Below are 18,566 nucleotides of genomic sequence, written 5' to 3' on the forward strand. Positions count from 1 at the left end.
TGTAGACATGAGCTTATCGGAGCAATTTTTGCCAGCTTATCTGGAGGAAATGGTCGGTGACCGCTTTGGCCGATATTCCAAATATATAATTCAGGATCGGGCGATACCTGATGTACGGGATGGATTAAAGCCTGTGCAACGCCGAATACTGTACGCGATGTACGATTCGGGTAATACCCCGGAAAAAGCGTATCGCAAATCCGCCAAAACCGTTGGGGACGTTATGGGTAATTACCATCCTCATGGTGATTCATCTATTTACGATGGGATGGTACGGATGGCGCAGCCTTGGAAAATGAGCCACGTACTGGTGGATGGTCACGGCAACTGGGGTTCTCAGGACGACGATCCTGCGGCAGCTATGCGTTACACGGAGGCACGCTTGTCTCCGATCGCAATGGAAATGCTGCGTGATATCGAAAAACGTACGGTTTTGTTCAAGGATAACTTTGATAACTCGGCAAAGGAACCTGTTGTGCTGCCATCCCGTTATCCTAATCTGTTGGTAAACGGATCCAGCGGGATTTCAGCGGGATTTGCAACGGAAATTCCAACTCATAGTTTGCGTGAGGTGATTGACGCCACCATCGCAGTGATGGAAAAGCCGCAGATCGAGCTAGAAGAGATTATGACCTTTATTAAAGGTCCGGATTTCCCGACTGGCGGACTCATTATGGGTGGCGAAGGCATCAAGGATGCTTACAGAACAGGCAAAGGACGTATTTATATCCGTTCCAAAACGGAAATTCAGTCTTTGCGTGGAGGCAAGCAGCAACTGGTTATTACAGAGATTCCATACCAGGTTGTTAAATCCAGGCTTGTAACCGCTATGGAAAATATCCGTTTGGAGAAAAAGGTAGAAGGGATTGCCGAGGTTCGTGACGAGAGCGGGCGAAATGGCCTGCGTATTGTTGTCGAGCTGAAGAAGGAAGCGGATGCAGAAGGTATTTTGGCATATCTGCTGAAAAAAACTGATCTCCAGGTGGCTTATAACTTCAATATGGTAGCCATCGTAAACAAAGCACCACACCAGCTTGGATTAAAGTCCATTTTGGAAGCGTATATAGCTCACCAGCGCGAGGTTGTCACAAACCGTATCAAGTTTGAACTGGAAAAGGCGGAGGATCGCGCACATGTACTGGAAGGTTTAGTCAAGGCGCTGAACATTCTGGATGAGGTCATCGCGGCTATTAAAGCTTCTAAAAATCGTCAGGATGCACAAAATAATTTGCAATGGATGTTTGGCTTTAGTGAACGACAAGCGGATTCCATTTTGACTCTGCAATTGTACCGTCTTACGAATCTTGAAATTACAACTCTCGAAAAAGAACTTGCTGACATTCAGAAGAAAATTACTCAATATCGTTCTATTCTGGATAGCGACCGCAAGCTGATCAGTCTGATCCGCAAGGAACTGCTGGAAATTCGTGAAAAGTACGGTATTGACCGCCGCTCGGAGATACAGGGTGAGGTAGAAGAGATTAAGGTAAACCTGGAGGTCATGGTTGCGGCAGAGGATGTGTTGCTGACCCTCTCGAAAGATGGATATGTGAAACGTACGAGTATGCTGTCGTTCACTCGTTCTGGCGGGGAACGTTCAAACTCAGGTGTTAAAGAAGGGGACTACATTACCCAGTTCCTTGACGTGAATACACTCGATGTGCTGCTCGTCTTCACCCAGCGTGGACAATACTTTTTGCTGCCTGTGCACCAGGTACCAGAGTATAAGTGGAAAGAGCCGGGCACTCCAATTGTCAATGTCATTTCGCTAGCGAAGGAAGATCGGATCGTAAGCGTTATTCCGATCAAAAACATGGAGGAAATCGGCAAAAGTCTGGTGTTTGTAACGAAGAAAGGACAGGTCAAACGAACAGAACTTACGGAGTATGCTACAAAGCGCTCCAGTGCTGTAGCAGCCTGCAAGGTGGCTGGCGACGATGAGATATTATCAGTAACGTTAAGCGACAATAGCAAGGATATTATGTTGATTACCCGTGCGGGGATGAGCATACGCTTCAAGGAGCAAGAGGTTAATGCCATGGGCCGCGTTTCAGCGGGAGTCAAAGGTATACAACTGGCGGAAGGCGATGAAATTGTCGCAGCACTATGGGTAGAAGAGGATGAAGGAGAGGTACTGGTACTGACCGAATCCGGTTACGGTAAGCGTACGCTACTGCTGGATTATCCTTCTCAGGGAAGAGGCGGTAAAGGAATCAGCACCTTCGAATTCAAGGAAGGCAAGCGGGTGCGTTCGAACGGAACACGAATTGTGGCTGCTTTCTATTGTCGTGAAGCTGTTCAATTATTTGTCATCACATCAGAAGGGCAGACGATGTCCTTCCTTTCGGAAAAAGCTCCTTTAACCGACCGCAAAGATACAGGCAAGCTGCTGGCTCCTGTGGAGAAGAAGGACGAAATTGTAAATGTGCTGCCGCGTAGTGAACCTCAGAGTTCGCAGACAGTAGAATAATTGTAAAGTCAAGCGTTTTTTAGCTCGAAAAAGAGAGGTCCTCACGTGCCATTCCGGCACGAATGAGGACCTTTTTGCCGTCATGCTGTCGAACCTTGACCTGCCTCCAAATCCGAAGTGAGACTTCCTTCCCCTTTTCATTTGATGCTCCAAAAAGGGCAGGAAACTGAAGGGAAATGGCGAAAATTTAATGTGATGAAATACAATCCGGACGGTGGCCCATACGGTAACATTGATGCTTTTACTGACCCTGTTATTCAAAGGAGTGAGGCAAAATGCAAACGACCGAATTTGCAAAAATCTGGTCCAGAATGGCTAAGGACTACAAGGTTCATATGGAGCAACAACTAGCTCCATCACTAACTGAGGCTCAACTCACGGTGCTGGAGGTTCTGAACGAATACGGCCGCATGAAGCCGTCTCAACTTATCCCATATCTCGCCACCACACCTGCGGCAGTTACGATGCTATTGGATCGGATGGAGCGGAATCGACTGGTCACCCGGTTCAGAGACGTAAAGGACCGTAGAATTGTATGGATTGTTATCTCAGATCAAGGTAGAGAAGAAGTGGAGCGTGGATTGCAAATCAGGGACGATTTTCTGGGTTCTGCGCTAAACCGAATATCTCAGCACAATCAGAATTTGCTGGTTTATTTGTTGGGGAAAATTACAACGAAGTCGAAAACTGCTGTATCAGCCAGTGAAAACGAGGGAATAAAGGAACAAATAGAGCGAGCAGAATAGCTTTCTAAGGCGAATAGAAATGCGCGGGTAAATGCCGATCGTGGTATTCATTTCCGCGCTTTTTTGTGTTCAAGCATAGGTAGTATTTGGGGGAATGTTGACTTTTACATAAGAGATGATAAAATAATAGTTATAAATAAATAACATTTCGTATACGAATAGTTACTAGTTTGTGTATATGGGTAAAGAATATGTATTGGGAAGAAGGATGGTTCTAGTGAGTGACAGAGAGGAAGACAGACTTGAGGTGTACCGGATTATTCAATCGGTAAGGGAGGTTAACAAGACAATATTTTATGCTTTCTGGAATGAGGAGCAGCATTTGGATCTGACGGCGATGCAGCACATGGCTTTGGCCATTCTAAATAAACGTCCCAATATTGGGTTATCCGAGCTGGCAGAGATAGCTCATGTGGGAAGCAGCTCTATGAGCGGGGTGGTTGACCGCTTGACCAAGGCGGGATATATCGCTCGTGGACGGCATGAGCATGATCGCAGATCTTTAGTACTGACGCTTACGCCAGAAGGAAAAGATATCATGCAAAAGGTAGACGCCATGTGGATGGAGCGCGTCTTGCCAATTCTGGACATCCCGAAGGAGCAGCTAGAGTTGCTCTTGGATGTTCATAAACAAATGATCATGAAATTAACACCGAAGGGAATGAATCAACTTGAGCAGTCCTCAAATGACACTACCAGGTAATGTCCGCAGAGCACCCATTGTGGCCGCTCTGTTGATTGGCGCAATTGTTGCGATTTTAAACCAGACGTTGATAAGTGTGGCTTTACCGAAAATGATGAGTGATCTGAATGTAGATGCCAATATAGCTCAGTGGCTTAGCACAGGCTTTATGCTCGTAAACGGGGTATTAATCCCGGTGACCGCATTCCTGATTGCCCGTTTCTCTACTCGTAAATTGTTTATTAGTGCGATGACTATTTTTTCAATCGGCACGCTGTTATGTGCAATAGCGCCGAGTTTTAGTATCTTGCTAATCGGTCGGCTTATTCAGGCTGCGGGTGCAGGGATTATGATGCCATTAATGATGGTCGTTATCTTGAACATTTACCCAATAGAGCGTCGTGGCCGTGCAATGGGAACGCTGGGGCTTGCGATGGGGTTTGCTCCAGCCATTGGACCAACCTTATCTGGTTATATAGTGCAGCATTATGACTGGCGAGTATTGTTCTGGATTATCCTGCCGATTTCCGTGATATCGATTGTGATCGGATTTATTTTTCTGAAAAATGTAACCGAGCAATCCGAGCCTAAGCTGGACATTCTCAGTGTTATTTTGTCTACACTCGGTTTCGGCGGGCTGTTATACGGCTTTAGTGATGCTGGAACATCAGGTTGGGGAAGTATTCCAGTCCTGTCTACACTCATCGTCGGGACGATTGCGCTTATTTTATTTATTGTCCGACAACTGAAGGTAGATGAGCCTATGCTGGAGTTCCGTATCTTTAAATACGATGTGTACAGCTTGACGACAATCATTAATGTTATTGTGACGATGGCTCTGTACGCTGGTATGATATTGCTTCCGATTTATTTGCAAAATATTCGCGGATTTACACCACTCCAGTCTGGTATGCTAATGCTACCAGGAGCGATTCTGATGGGGATCATGTCTCCTGTGACGGGGGCTATTTTTGACCGAATTGGAGCGCGCTGGCTGTCTGTAATTGGGTTGTTGATCATGACTATAACGACTTGGGAATTCACACGTTTAACCGAATCAACCACCTATTTGACACTCTTAATCAACTATACGGTACGGATGTTCGGGATGTCGTTGCTGATGATGCCGATCCAAACAGCCGGACTGAATCAGCTTCCACAACGATTGAATGCCCATGGTACAGCGATGGGCAATACGCTGCGTATGATTTCGGGCTCGATTGGGACAGCAATTCTAGTGACGGTAATGTCTACTCAAACCAGCAATCGTTTGACCACGATGGTTGCATCTGAAGGACTGAACGTTACGGACAAAGCGGGAATGCTGGCTGCTGGCAATCAAGCTACGATTTACGGTATTAACTCGGCTTTTATTATTGCTACACTATTGAGCGTGACAGCTTTGGTTTTAGCGTTTTTCATCAAAAATACGAATGCACAAAACGCTCGTTCCCGTCAACAACTGGTCAACAGCGAGAAGGGGAAGACCGTGGCTTCCTCATCATAAGCATGGATACATTTTAATTTGCTTTTGTGAAAAAAGAGAACCCACATTGCATGTTTGTTTACATGCAGTGCGGGTTCTTTGTAGTAAGTCTGCTCAATTTTCCGACGTAATCATCTTCTCATAAAGCGATAAGGGCCACTCACTCCAAGGAAATTGGACGGGAGGCAGTGAGTGGAAGCTCATCGCTTCCTTGCTGACCGGATGCGGTGCTCCAGCGAGCAAGGACCAGAGGGCCAGCTGTTGACCAGGACGGCTCAGATTACCGCCATATTTTTGGTCCCCATAGAGTGGACAGCCGATTGCCTGCATCTGTACGCGAATTTGGTGCGAGCGTCCGGTGTGTAGCTTAATTTCCACAAGACTGAGTCCAGCAGCCTGTCCGATAACGCGGTATTCCAAAATGGCTTCCTTGGCACCGGCCGTGCCGGGTCGAACCGTTTTGACCGTGTTGGTACGGCTGTCCTTTAGCAGGTAATGGGTTAGCCGGCCTTGAAGAGCCGCAGGAACGCCATTCAGAACAGCTGTATACAGCTTGTGAAAATGACGACTTCGAACCGACTCTGACAGGCGAGAAGCAGCTTTGGACGTCTTAGCAAAAATCATGGCTCCGCCTACAGGCCGATCTAGCCTGTGAACTAAACCTAAAAAGACGTTACCAGGCTTATTGTGTCTGATTTTCAAATCTTCCTTGAGTAAAGACAGCAGATCGGGATCACCGCTGGCATCCTCCTGTGTCGGAACATTGACAGGCTTTACAACCGCCAGGACATGGTTGTCCTCATATAGTACGGGAATATTCGGCTGTGCATGCTCTTGCCGAGTAAGTTCATCTTGATTCATAAGAGGAATTAAGCCTCCCAGCGTCCGAGAATACCACAAGGCAAATTCAATCCTGAGCGTGTGATCGGCAATCCGATTTCACCAGCGCTAATTTGGCCCCCATACTTTTGTTGCATCGTCATGCTCAGCATGTTACGCAATACAGTAGGTGAAATACCCGTCGTGTAGGAGTTGATCAGCATAAACAAGGGTTGATCTGAAATGATGCTCATGCAGGATTCAAGGAACGGATATAAGCTTTCTTCAAGCTTCCAGGTTTCTCCATTAGGTCCACGTCCGTAAGAAGGAGGGTCCATAATAATGGCATCATAACGGTTGCCTCGACGTTGTTCCCGTTGCACGAACTTGAACACGTCGTCTGTAATGAAGCGCACCGGACGGTCAGCCAGACCGGACAATTGAACGTTTTCCTTTGCCCACTGCACCATACCTTTGGCGGCATCCACGTGAACTACACTGGCTCCGGCATACGCTGCGGCGGTCGTGGCCCCTCCTGTGTATGCAAACAGGTTCAGTACGGAAATGGGTCTGCCCGCGCCTTTAATTTTATCCATCATCCAGCTCCAGTTGGCTGCTTGCTCTGGGAAAAGGCCAGTATGCTTGAAGCTGGTCGGTTTAATGTGGAATTTAAGCGGTCCATAGCTAATCGTCCAGCGCTCGGGGATAGGCTTTTTCATATCCCATTGGCCTCCCCCGGAAGAGCTGCGGTGATAATGCCCATGAACATTCCGCCATTCCGCTGTTTCCTGGGTCAAAGGCCATATGATTTGCGGATCGGGACGACGCAGGACAATATTGCCCCAACGTTCCAGCTTTTCACCACCGCCTGTATCCATTACTTCATAGTCTTTCCACTCTTGTGCTACATACATGTACAATCCATCCTTCAGCAGTCAATTCAGGATTTAGGCAGTAAGCTGCGTAAAATCCCCATATGGAGTCTATTGTACAACAAACCTTAGCAACAATCGAATGATTCCATGAATAAGTAAGTAGTTAGACAGAGCAAAAATATTTTTTTCGGATGTACTTGTAATTAGAGCGCTTCCATATTAAAATGAAATCAATCCCACTTGTACGTACAACTATCCGATTTTCATTCTATTTGTGAAGAAGGGATTCAGTTGTACGTACATAATATTTTTACATCTATCCATAGATTCTAATTGTGAAAAGTCGCATATAATGCGACTTTTTTGCGTATATGTTTACCAAAATACAGTTGATAATTGAAATTTGTATTTGACAATGAGAATCATTATCAAATATTATTTGAGTAATAGGGAATGAAAGCATCCCATATTTCAAATAAAGGTGAGGGATGAACTTGGGTAAAATCATGATTGCTTATGCTAGCATGACCGGTAATACAGAGGAAATCGCGGAATTGATCGCCGAGGGTGTTCGTCAGGCAGGGCATGAGGCGGAGTTGAAGGCTTCGTATGATTGCAGCGCGCAAGAATTGCTTGCATATGATGGATTCCTTTTGGGTGTATATACATGGGGAGATGGTGAGCTTCCTGATGAATTTTTAGATTTTTATGAGGAACTAGACGAGCTTGATCTGTCTGGTAAAAAGACTGCTGTATTTGGCAGTGGAGATACATCTTATACACAATTCTGTGGCGCAGTGGACTTAGTAGAGGAAAAAGTCAAAGAACGCGGCGCATCGGTCATTCAGGAGAGTCTGAAGATTGAATTCAATCCACTCGATGATGAGAAGGAGAATTGCCGGGCTTACGGAAGACAATTTGCGCAGGCTGGTATTGGAGTGTCCTGAGAAGAGAGTGAGGGATAGGTATGCGCAATAGCGATAGCTTAAGCGGCTTTCCTCTTCTGCACGACTATCAGCTTGAGGAGATGTGGAGAACTCCGCAGCCAATCCGTCAATCACAGAGAAAACGAGGGCGTGAGCGTTGGAATTGGCGGCAACGGGTTCAATATGCGATAGGGCATGCGCTGAACGAATACTTTGGAATGGAAGTAGAGGTACGGCGAGAAGTCCCTGTCCAGTATGTGCTGGAGAAGTGGTGGCCTAAGCAGTCGAACAGTTTTGAATCCTTGTTCCATTACTGGGATGTCAAAAATAAAGTGTCAGGCGAGTTGTCAAAAATATGTGCCTTAAATAATGACTTATTGGTGCCTGTGATGTTGTATGAACAATTTTGTACAGCGGTGCCTGAGTTGGAGGTTGATATTTCGCTGATTATTCAGGCAGCCTGGCAACAATCAGAACAAGCGGATTCATTACTGATTCAAAAGTATATGGTGGACTACAACCCTAACGTTATTAGTACTTTTCAACATTTAACAAATGTATTTTGTTATTATGCATTTGGAGCTCTCCCTCAGCTTATCGAAGTATACTGTCTGCTAGAAGGCAAGAAGGTTCGTTTTCTTCCTGGTTCGGCTTCTTTACAGCAATCTTTGGATTACGTACGACTATTAAAAGACTCCAGAGAGGATATGCATGGGATGGCAGAACGCTGTCGTTGTAGGGGATGTATGGGGCAGCAAGGTTCTCAGCAGAACAGAGCGAATAAGGACAAAAAGGAAGAGCGAGAGGCGAAAAACTGTAGGGATCGGTCATTTGGACCTACGCTTTTCTCTTAGGTTTATTGTATGAACCTTTAAATGTAAACTATCCCTTTTCATGAAAGAGCCTTGGAAACAAGGTTCTTTTTTGTGAAAAAAAATTCTGAAAAAACTGAAAATTTATATTGCCTGAATAGATAAATATATCTATAATATTTCAATGTACAATAGTTATATGAAAATATTTAAATATAATAAAGACGGTTTGTGGACTATGGATCAGTTTGTCCTACGTACATAAATAAGTCCTGTCTTGTGCATGGCTTGCTGCCATGTGTTTATTTATGCTCTAGATTTGGTTTAATGCCCTAATATTTCAATTTTAAAATATTAGCGTTGAATAATAAAAATTTTTTGGACAACAGGGGTGGAACAAGTGAGTAAGAAAACTGTATTGCCGATTCTCATCGTGCTGCTCATTCTGAGTGGTGGAGCTATTGGCTACTATTATTGGTATCAGGCAACACACTTTGTTAAAAGTGACGATGCGCGCATTCAAGCCGATCAGTATAAGGTGATGCCGCAAATTTCCGGTGAGATTAGCCACATTGATGTTGAAGAAGGCGATGTGCTGCAACGCAATGAACCGATTGCCGAACAGGATGTATCAGGACTGGATGCAAGCATGATTAGCAAGTCTGTGCTGCGTGCGCCGATTAACGGAACTGTTATTAAGATTTATTCAAAAGAACATGAAATTGGAACACCGGGTAGTGCTGTAGCGACTATGGTTGATATGAACAACCTGTATGTATCCACGAATATTGAAGAAACCGATATTAACCGTATTAAACCAGGACAGCTTGTTGACATTACGCTTGATGCTGCAGGCGATCAGGTCATTCAGGGTAAGGTTCGTAAAGTGGGCGAAGCTTCCAATGCAGTGTTTTCGCTCGTTCCTGCTGTGAACACAAGTGGTAACTTTAATAAGGTGACTCAACGTGTACCTGTAGAAATTGCTGTGAACAAGCCGAAGGACATGAAGCTTATCCCTGGAACGAACGTGGAAGTAAAAATTCATACATCTTAAAAAGGAGGGGTCCATGTGGCTGCCAATGAAACTGCTGCTGCTCCTTCGACAGATTCTTCCAAAGAACGCTGGCTTGCCTTTTTTGCTATCGTTTTAGGCGCCTTTGTCGCCATTCTGAACAACAGTCTGATCAATGTTGCCATTCCACGATTGACGACGGATTTAGGGTCAACGACGACACGTATTCAGTGGGTTATTACAGGTTACACGCTTGCATCCGGCGTAATCGTTCCGATTACCGGATATATGGAGCAGCGTATCGGATACAAAAAGTTTTTGATTCTTGCGCTCAGCGTGTTCTCGCTGGGGACAGGAATATGTATTTTTGCATGGAGTGATTCTTCCCTGATTGCAGCGCGTGTATTGGCTGGTCTGGGCGGCGGTGTCATTATGCCGCTGAGTATGACGATTATTTACAAAATTATGCCGCGTGAACAAATCGGGATGTCCCTTGGTATATGGGGTATCGCTGCAATGGCCGCACCAGCTGTAGGGCCTACGCTGAGTGGCTACTTAATTGAATGGTTTAACTGGCGTTTCTTGTTTATTGTCAGTCTGCCGGTTGCTTTATTTGCCATTTTAATGGTCATCCTTCTCATCAAGGAGCCGCCTAAGGTTACGCCGAAACCGTTTGATCTGCCAGGATTTTTACTGGCGGCAACCTGTGCAGGAACACTCTTGTACGCACTGACAAACGGCCAGCGTGATGGCTGGACTTCTTTTGGGATTGTATCTCTACTATTTATTTCTTTCTGGGCACTTGTCTTTCTCATCTATGTAGAAAGCGGCAAGGATAATGCTGTAATTGAAATTTCATTATTCAAGAATTCAAAATATACGATTAGTGTTATCGCCTCCAGTCTGGTCATGATGGGGATGTACGGAGGAACGTTCCTAACACCGTTATTTTTGCAAAATATTCAGCGCGTGTCACCGATTGATACTGGTATTATCCTCATTCCACAGGCCATTGCCATGGCGGCGATGATGCCTATTGCCGGGAAGCTGTTCGATAAGTTCGGCATTGTGCCTTTGGGACTTGTGGGCCTGACGTTAACCAGCTTTATGACCTATCATCTTCATCAGCTTACGCCAGATACTTCGCATGCCTGGTTGGAAACCGTAATGGCATTACGGGGTCTGGGAATTGGTATTTGCATGATGCCATTGTCCACGGTCGGCATGAATGCTGTTCATCCGAGCAAGGTAGCCAATGCGTCTACAGCGTCCAATCTGGTACGTACCGTGGCTGCATCTATGGCGATTGCGGTACTGACCGCCATTATGCAAAGCCGTTCAGCTGCCCATGCCCAGCAAATTTCGGAGTCCATTACACAAGACTCGGCTCATACGCTACAAGCGACATTGGGTAGCTCATGGATGTCATCCATAAGTAGTTTAATCACACTGGATGCTACATCGAGAGGAATTGGGGATACGTTCCTCATTTCATCTATACCGCTGTTTTGCACGATTCCACTCATCTTTTTGTTTATTCAGAGGAAGAAAGCAAAGACACAGCCGGAAGCTTAATAAAGAGAAATACAAAAATATCGACTGGATGGCTTACATTATTTCCACGGACAGAAAGAAAGGGAATTATCATGAAAATATTGAGAGTAGAAAGTACATTAGCGGCTTTAGTCCTCGGCGGCGCAGTGCTGGCAGGCTGCTCCAGTAATAGCGGAGCGGCTCAGGACATGGTCGTACCGGTTAAAATTAGTCAAGCACAGCAGGGGATTATCGGACAGGGCAATATTTATACAGGTACGGTAACTCCTTCGGAAACAGTCAATATTGTGCCTAAAGTAGGCGGTAAAGTGGTTGAGCTGCCTGTGGATATTGGTTCTGAGGTTAAAAAGGGTCAAGTACTATTCAAGCTTGACGATAAGGATATGCGTAACAATGTTGCAAAAGCCCGTGCCGCCGCCGCCGCAGCAGCAGCAGGCGTAAGCACCGCTCAAGCATCCCATGAATCAACGATGGTTCAAGCAACTTCGGGCTTAGTGCAGTCCAAAAGCGGTGTGATTCAATCCCAAAGTGCAATCAATCAGGCTCAGGGAGCTATTAATCAAGCAACTACAGCCGTAGAACAAGCGACACATAGTGTCTCCTCGGCAGCCAATACGGTGAAACAAACACAGCAAGCATTGGCAGATGCACAAAAGAATGTAACCCGTACACAAAGTCTGTTTGATGCTGGTGCGAGCACCCAAGCACAATTAGAACAAGCAAAAACCGCAGTTGTGAATGCGGAAGCGGCTTATAATAATGCACAAAATGCGCAGGCTAATGCAAAAGATCAATTGATAGCGGCTCAAAAGGCCCTAACTACAGCCCGCAACAGCTATGAGTCAGCAAAAAATAGCTACAGTAATGCTAACAGCGGCTACAGCAATGCGCAAAATCAACTTAAAGTATCTCAAAATACGGCTGGCATTGAGTCTAGCCAACAATCTCTTAAGCAGGCACAACTGAATGTAAACATTGCTCAGGATGCATTGGATGACACCGTTGTTACATCACCGATCAACGGTATTGTGGGTACGAAAAATGCAGAAGTGGGCGAAATGGTATCCGCTCAGTCTCCTGCGCTTGTCATTGCTAACCTGAGTACGGTCAATACATTGATCTATGTCCCTGCGGAACAGATCAACAATGTAAAAGCAGGTGACAAGGTGCAGGTTCGTGTTGCAGCTTCCAACATTGTAACAACAGGTACAGTCAAAAATGTAAGCCCGTTGGATGCAAGCGGAAAAGGCTATCCTGTAAAAATCTCAGTAGCCAATCCAGATATGAAACTGAAATCCGGCATGTTGGCTGATATCAGCTTTGTCGCTGCCAATGCGCAAGAAGGTATTGTTGTTCCTACTGCGGCAGTGCAAAAGGATCAAGGTAAAGAATATGTATATGTGGTAAACGGCGACCATGCGAAACGCAAGGAAGTGAAGACTGTTCAAACGACAGGTTCACAAACACTCATTACCAGTGGCTTGAGCAAGGAAGAGAATGTGATCGTGAATAATCTGGCATTGCTGTCCGATAACTCACCGATTACAATTACCCAATAACTTGGTTCTAAACTTGCGTTCTTTATAATAGTAGAAATTTATTATGGATACATTCCAAGGCAGCCCGTAAGTGGGCTGTCTTGTTTTTACTTCATTTGCACATTTTACATAGGATTAATGTCGATCTGGGACTTTTTTTGACGAACATTGGTAGAATAGGATAGACTAAATTGGAAATAGATAGTTTACGAGATCTCAGACAAGCGATCGGAGGAATTGTGAGATGGAAGTGAAATTGGTTGTAGATTATGAAGCTTATGAGAATGGCCAAACGATGGCTAAATCTATTGAGGAACTGGCAGCCAAGCCGGAGAGTGCCCAAGTTACGGATCTGATCATTGGAGATTGGGGCGGCGCCTATGAAAATTCACCAGATGATTTTATACCAGTGTTAGTGAAGCTAAAAGATCAATTTCCTAAGGTACGCAAGCTGTTTATTGGTGATATGGAATATGATGAGTGTGAGGTATCATGGATTAACCAAACGAATCTGTCGCCGCTGTTAGAAGCGTTTCCAAAGCTTGAATCCTTACATATTAAAGGAAGCCAGGACCTGAGCTTGGAACCACTTCGCCATAATCATCTTCAAGAATTAGTTATTATTTGTGGCGGTCTGCCTGTGAGCGTCCTTCAGCAAATCCGTAATGCCGAACTGCCTGAACTGCGCAAGCTGGAGCTGTATTTGGGTGTCGAGGATTATGGTTTTGACGGTAAACTGGAAGATATTTTACCGTTTTTAGACAGCAATCCTTTTCCCAAACTTACATACTTGGGACTCAAAGACAGTGAGATACAGGATGAAATTGCCATTGCTGCTGCTAATGCCCCTGTGATTGGACAACTGGAAGTGCTAGATCTCTCACAAGGTACATTGTCTGATCAAGGTGCAGAAGCGTTGCTGGCTAGTGAAAGTATAAAAGGGCTAAAACATCTGGATTTGAGCTATCATTATATGTCTAGTGAAATGATGGAACGCTGGAAAAACTCAGGTTTATCTGTGAACGTAGAAGATCAACAAGAAGCAGATGAAGAAGATGATTGGCGCTATCCATCACTGACAGAGTAATTTGCTCCAATGGATTTCTAAAACGGATTGAATTTAAAATTAAAAAGAATAAAAGTGAGGCGGCTCTATGATGAAGATGTGGGATAGTAATGTCAACGAGCCGTTTATCTTGTTCGGTAATTCGGGGAATCGTCGAACTACGGGGCTGCAGAAAGCACGAAGCAGATTAATGCTTCCGCCAGCTCTGGAGGTTTCCTATACAGATGTGTTGTGGGCCATTCGAGAGAAGCACAGTCTGAGCGAACTGATGGTCAGGATAGCTGCACAAGCTGCGCAAGATAGCGTGAATGGCAGTGTCCATGTACAAGAGAGCATTGATCAACTACTGGCAGGGCGGCTGGACAGTGGTCCGCTGCTACGTCTGGATGCACCGGGCGAAAACTTTGAGGTAGAGCGGGAATTGATTGCTCTGGGCGCCCCGGATGCCGAGGGAGACGATTCTTTGTTGCCATGGCCGGAATGGGCACATGGCACAGGTATACTGGCGGCAGAAGCGCGCCGTTTGCAGGAGCAGCATGGTCGCATTTGGCACCCGGCACAATGGTTCCGGGGCTATTGCCGTCTGCTGGCTTGGCTGCGGCATGAAGTAGATCGGCTCTGGCCTTCGTCACGCTGGATGAACGATCCTGCGGAAGTAGCCGTCATGTTTGACAAACGGCGTTGTAGCGCCGTATTAGACCAGGCAGACATCAGGGTCCCGCCTGTGCTTACAGCTTCAGGCGGTGTATTTCGTGATGCTGTCGATCTGCATACAGCTATGAAAGAGAGTGGGTTTCACCGCGTATTTGTGAAAATATTCTGCGGGTCAGGTGCTTCTGGTGTTATGGCATATCAGGTACATCCCCAGACACATGCAGAGCTGGCGGTAACTACGATTGGAACAGAGATCATACACGGACAGCGTGTGTATTATAATGCCGGACGATTGCGTCGTTATACAGACAAGCAGGACATTCATGCCATCCTTAACTGGCTATGTTTGGAAGGGGTACATGTGGAACGCTGGATTCCCAAAGCGATCCTGAACGGACGTGTTTATGATGTGCGTCAACTCGTGTGTGAATCAGAAGCTTGTCATGCGGTTTTACGTTTGAGTCACAGCCCCATTACAAATCTACATTTGCGTAATGAGCGACTCTTGCTGGAGGAAGCCGGACTACCACAGAATACGGTAGAATCGGTCCAGCATACTGCAAAAGCCGCCATGAGGGTTTTTCCGGCATCTATGGTTGCTGGACTGGATGTGCTCGTTCCGGCTCACGGTGGTTGTCCCTATGTATTGGATGTTAATCCGTTCGGTGATTTACTGTATCGGGTTGAGTATCAGGGTTGGAATCCATATGAATGGGAAATGCTGCACCTTGCTAATAGGAGCGTAGTTTTGGAAAGGAAAGACAGATAATGACTGATATGAATCAAATTGTCGGCTCTCATGATATTGTCATGATTACACTGGATACCCTGCGTTATGACGTAGCCAAGCTGGAGGAAGAAAACTGCCCGAATTTATGCGGCTCCGGGTCGTGGGAAAAGCGCCATACACCAGGGAGCTTTACATATGCTGCACACCATGCTTTTTTTGGCGGATTTTTACCGACTCCAGCCAATACGGATAAGGCTTCACATGTCAGGCTGTTTCACACAAAGGATACGGGACTGCGAACGCATCCACATACCTGGCTGTTCGATGCTCCGGACATTGTGTCCGGGCTAGAGAACGAGGGCTATCGGACGATCTGTATCGGTGGCGTTATTTTTTTCACGAAGAAGAACAAGCTGGCCAAGGTGCTGCCCGGATATTTTCAAGAGAGCTACTGGCGCATGAACTTTGGCGTTACCAACCCTCGTTCAACAGAGCATCAGGTGAATCATGCCTTGAAGCTGTTGGAAAAGGCAGACCCTGCACAGCGCTTGTTTTTGTTTCTGAATGTATCAGCAATCCATGGGCCTAATCATTATTTTGTAAAGGGCTCTTCAAAAGATTCAGTAGAGTCTCAACGAGCAGCTTTGCGGTATGTGGATGGTGAACTTGGACGCTTGTTTGATGCTTTGCGTAAGCGTGGCAAGACGTTTTGCATGGCTTTTTCCGATCATGGTACAGCTTATGGCGAAGACGGCTACGAAGGGCATCGTCTGGCGCATGAGGTAGTGTGGAATGTGCCTTACCGCGATTTTATACTGTAGGACAAAAAGAAAAGTAGTTTGCACTGATAAATGATCAAGAATCCAATCCAGCGCGAGAAAGGAGCAGAAATGAAAGCCATGAATCTGAATCACCTACATCCGATGGGCGCAGCAACCCAAACTTCTCCAGGAATGGACACAAAATTAGTAACGACTAGATTTCAGTGGCCGGATACTCCTGTAGAATGGGCACGTACGATCCGAGAAGCTCCCTATCGCTCCTATCTGTACTCTTACCCGCATAAAACGGCCTATCGTTCGTTCGATACACCGCTCTCATTGCAGGAATTGTGGGAGAAAGAAGAGTTGGAAAGCTATTTTTTGTATATGCATATACCGTTTTGCGCAGCTCGCTGTGGATTTTGTAACCTGTTCACTTTACCGGATAAGCGCCAGGATGTGCACAAGGAGTATGTGGATGCGCTAGAAAGACAAGCTCGGCAATGGGCCCCAATTATGGGCGGTCGGCCTTTTTCGCGTTTTGCGATTGGCGGTGGTACGCCGACCTTATTGGAGGCTCCTTTGGTGGAGCGTTTATTTGACATTGCAGAAAATATTATGGGATTGGACCCCAAGCGAGCTTCTATTTCAGTCGAAACCTCTCCCGATACTGTAACTGAGGATAGGCTGGAGGTGCTCAAGCGCCGCGGTACAGACCGTGTCAGCATGGGAATCCAGAGCTTTGTGGAATCAGAAAGTGCCGCCATATACCGACCTCAGAAGCCCAAGCTTGTTAGAGATGCACTTGAGCGGCTGGTAGAATACAATTTTCCTTTGCTCAACGTGGATCTGATCTATGGTCTGCCTGGTCAAACGGTGGAAACCTGGCTGTATTCTCTCGAGGAAGCCCTGTCCTATTCGCCAGGAGAGATTTTTCTTTACCCGTTATACATTCGTGAAAATACGATTTTAAAGCCTGGCTATACTGGGCTGGATCATGATATTCGCCTCAGCTTGTATGAAGTAGCGCGCGAACGACTCAAACAGGCAGGATATGTACAATATTCCATGCGCCGTTTTGCTAAAAATGAGGGTACATCTAGCAAAGAGCTTTTACCCTACAGTTGCCAGGAGGAGGGCATGGCTGGATTGGGGTGTGGTGCACGCTCTTATACACGCGATGTACACTATGCCAGCCGGTATGGTGTCAGTACAGCAGCTACACGTAGTATTATCGCGGATTATGTGGCGGCGGAGCGTCATGATCTGGCTGACTACGGCTTTATTTTAAATGCGGATGAGCGTAAGCGGCGCTTTATCCTGAAGGCGCTTCTTCATCGGGAAGGTTTGGAGCTATGTGCCTATGCAGAGCGCTTTGGTGTATCCCTGGAAGACGATTTTACAGGAATGTCGCTGCTACTGGAATCGGGTATGGCTGTGGTCGAGGAGGGCACGCTTCGACTTACGGAGGAAGGAATGGCCTATTCCGATGCGATTGGAGACTGGATGATCTCCACATCAGTACGCGAGCGTATGGAAGGATATGTAGGCGCATGAGAGCGACCTTATATTATCGTGGTTCGTTGACCTCATGCAACTATGCTTGCCCGTACTGCCCATTCAGTAAAAACGTCGATAGTCGGGAAACGTTGAACAAGGATCGGGCGCAGTTGGAGCGTTTTGCTGATTGGGTACGGGAGCAGGGGGCTTTAGGGCACCAGCTCTCCATTTTTTTTAATCCGTACGGAGAAGCCTTGATTCATTCCTGGTATCGTAAGGCTATGATTGAGTTTTCTCACATGGCGCATGTGGAAAAAGTGGCGGTGCAGACGAATCTATCGGCTAAGCTGGATTGGACAAACGAATTAAATCCAGATACGGCTGCACTGTGGGCTACTTATCATCCTGGAGAAACCAAAGAGCAAGCTTTTATATCGCAGGCTATGAAGCTATATGAACTTGGCATTTCCTATAGTGTCGGTACAGTTGGATTGAGACAGGTGTTCCCGGCTATTCGTTCCTTGCGGGCGCAACTTCCAAAAGAAGTTTATATGTGGATCAACGCCTACAAGGACCGACCACATTATTATACGGATGCCGAGGTTGCCGATTTAACTGAGATAGATCCCTATTTTCAATGGAATTTAAAGGATTATAGCAGCCAGGGGAGAGCATGTCGCGCGGGAGCAGATGTATTCTACGTCCAAGGTGACGGGCGAGTAAAACACTGCTATCAGGATCGACGTGTGATTGGGCACCTGTACAGAGACGGTCTGGAGGGGCTGAGTGCTCAGCGTCCGTGCCGGATGAAAGAATGTGGCTGTTATATCGGTTATATCCATATGGAAGAGCAGCCATTTCGGGAAATGTATGGTAGTGGTTTGCTTGAAAGGGTGCCGCGTACAACCATGACGATCTATTAGAGAGAAAAGAGC

General features: G+C 46.1%; 16 protein-coding genes. 14 read left to right on the plus strand and 2 right to left on the minus strand.

Translation table 11 applies throughout. From position 1 onward, the window contains the following. Positions 1-7: 7 nt before the first annotated feature. The 4 genes from gyrA (at position 8) to C0638_RS18935 (ending at position 5,405) form a co-directional block, all read left to right on the plus strand. Positions 8-2,470 carry a DNA gyrase subunit A gene (gene gyrA, locus C0638_RS18920; RefSeq protein WP_013371579.1) on the plus strand — a complete coding sequence of 821 codons (2,463 nt, stop codon included), beginning with the start codon at positions 8-10 and terminating at the stop codon, positions 2,468-2,470. Between the two features lie 275 nt (positions 2,471-2,745). Continuing rightward, the gene (locus C0638_RS18925; RefSeq protein ID WP_013371578.1) at positions 2,746-3,216 is read left to right on the plus strand and encodes a MarR family winged helix-turn-helix transcriptional regulator; all 471 of its coding nucleotides are present in this window, start codon (positions 2,746-2,748) and stop codon (positions 3,214-3,216) included. Positions 3,217-3,433: 217 nt separating this feature from the next. Continuing rightward, positions 3,434-3,919, plus strand: a complete 486-nt coding sequence (locus C0638_RS18930) for a MarR family winged helix-turn-helix transcriptional regulator (protein WP_013371577.1) — start codon at positions 3,434-3,436, stop codon at positions 3,917-3,919. Next, positions 3,903-5,405 carry a DHA2 family efflux MFS transporter permease subunit gene (locus C0638_RS18935; protein WP_044785169.1) on the plus strand — a complete coding sequence of 501 codons (1,503 nt, stop codon included), beginning with the start codon at positions 3,903-3,905 and terminating at the stop codon, positions 5,403-5,405. The genes C0638_RS18930 and C0638_RS18935 overlap by 17 nt, the downstream gene beginning before the upstream one ends. A 93-nt stretch (positions 5,406-5,498) precedes the next feature. Here the strand turns inward: C0638_RS18935 and C0638_RS18940 are convergent, their stop codons facing one another. Together C0638_RS18940 and C0638_RS18945 are read right to left on the minus strand one after the other, a co-directional pair. After that, a complete protein-coding gene (locus C0638_RS18940) occupies positions 5,499-6,245 on the minus strand; it encodes an RluA family pseudouridine synthase (RefSeq protein ID WP_013371575.1) in 747 nt (248 codons plus the stop codon). A gap of 8 nt (positions 6,246-6,253) precedes the next feature. After that, positions 6,254-7,117 carry a class I SAM-dependent methyltransferase gene (locus C0638_RS18945; RefSeq protein ID WP_013371574.1) on the minus strand — a complete coding sequence of 288 codons (864 nt, stop codon included), beginning with the start codon at positions 7,115-7,117 and terminating at the stop codon, positions 6,254-6,256. Positions 7,118-7,566: 449 nt separating this feature from the next. Between C0638_RS18945 and C0638_RS18950 the strand changes: the two genes are divergently transcribed. The 10 genes from C0638_RS18950 to C0638_RS18995 all read left to right on the plus strand — a co-directional run bounded on the left by C0638_RS18950 (position 7,567) and on the right by C0638_RS18995 (position 18,554). Continuing rightward, positions 7,567-8,025 carry a flavodoxin gene (locus C0638_RS18950; protein ID WP_016822119.1) on the plus strand — a complete coding sequence of 153 codons (459 nt, stop codon included), beginning with the start codon at positions 7,567-7,569 and terminating at the stop codon, positions 8,023-8,025. 20 nt (positions 8,026-8,045) lie between these two features. After that, positions 8,046-8,858: a hypothetical protein gene (locus C0638_RS18955; protein WP_040103531.1), complete on the plus strand. Its 813-nt coding sequence runs from the start codon at positions 8,046-8,048 to the stop codon at positions 8,856-8,858. Between the two features lie 358 nt (positions 8,859-9,216). Next, positions 9,217-9,870: an HlyD family secretion protein gene (locus tag C0638_RS18960; RefSeq protein WP_013371571.1), complete on the plus strand. Its 654-nt coding sequence runs from the start codon at positions 9,217-9,219 to the stop codon at positions 9,868-9,870. A 15-nt stretch (positions 9,871-9,885) separates the two neighbouring features. Beyond that, a complete protein-coding gene (locus tag C0638_RS18965) occupies positions 9,886-11,403 on the plus strand; it encodes a DHA2 family efflux MFS transporter permease subunit (protein WP_016822117.1) in 1,518 nt (505 codons plus the stop codon). Between the two features lie 71 nt (positions 11,404-11,474). Further along, entirely contained in the window at positions 11,475-12,941 is a 1,467-nt protein-coding gene (locus C0638_RS18970; protein WP_040103532.1) for an efflux RND transporter periplasmic adaptor subunit, read from the plus strand. 223 nt (positions 12,942-13,164) lie between these two features. After that, positions 13,165-14,007, plus strand: a complete 843-nt coding sequence (locus C0638_RS18975; protein ID WP_013371568.1) for an STM4015 family protein — start codon at positions 13,165-13,167, stop codon at positions 14,005-14,007. 67 nt (positions 14,008-14,074) lie between these two features. Next, a complete protein-coding gene (locus tag C0638_RS18980; RefSeq protein ID WP_058711888.1) occupies positions 14,075-15,409 on the plus strand; it encodes an STM4014 family protein in 1,335 nt (444 codons plus the stop codon). Further along, complete coding sequence (locus C0638_RS18985) at positions 15,409-16,191, plus strand: STM4013/SEN3800 family hydrolase (protein ID WP_058711887.1); 783 nt, start codon at positions 15,409-15,411, stop codon at positions 16,189-16,191. The genes C0638_RS18980 and C0638_RS18985 overlap by 1 nt, the downstream gene beginning before the upstream one ends. Before the next feature lie 69 nt (positions 16,192-16,260). Then, a complete protein-coding gene (locus tag C0638_RS18990; protein ID WP_058711886.1) occupies positions 16,261-17,688 on the plus strand; it encodes an STM4012 family radical SAM protein in 1,428 nt (475 codons plus the stop codon). Then, positions 17,685-18,554 carry an STM4011 family radical SAM protein gene (locus C0638_RS18995; RefSeq protein ID WP_058711885.1) on the plus strand — a complete coding sequence of 290 codons (870 nt, stop codon included), beginning with the start codon at positions 17,685-17,687 and terminating at the stop codon, positions 18,552-18,554. Before C0638_RS18990 ends, C0638_RS18995 begins: the two co-directional genes overlap by 4 nt. Positions 18,555-18,566 lie beyond the last annotated feature (12 nt).

This window comes from Paenibacillus sp. lzh-N1 (assembly GCF_002872435.1).
Taxonomy (GTDB): Bacteria; Bacillota; Bacilli; order Paenibacillales; family Paenibacillaceae; genus Paenibacillus; species Paenibacillus polymyxa_C.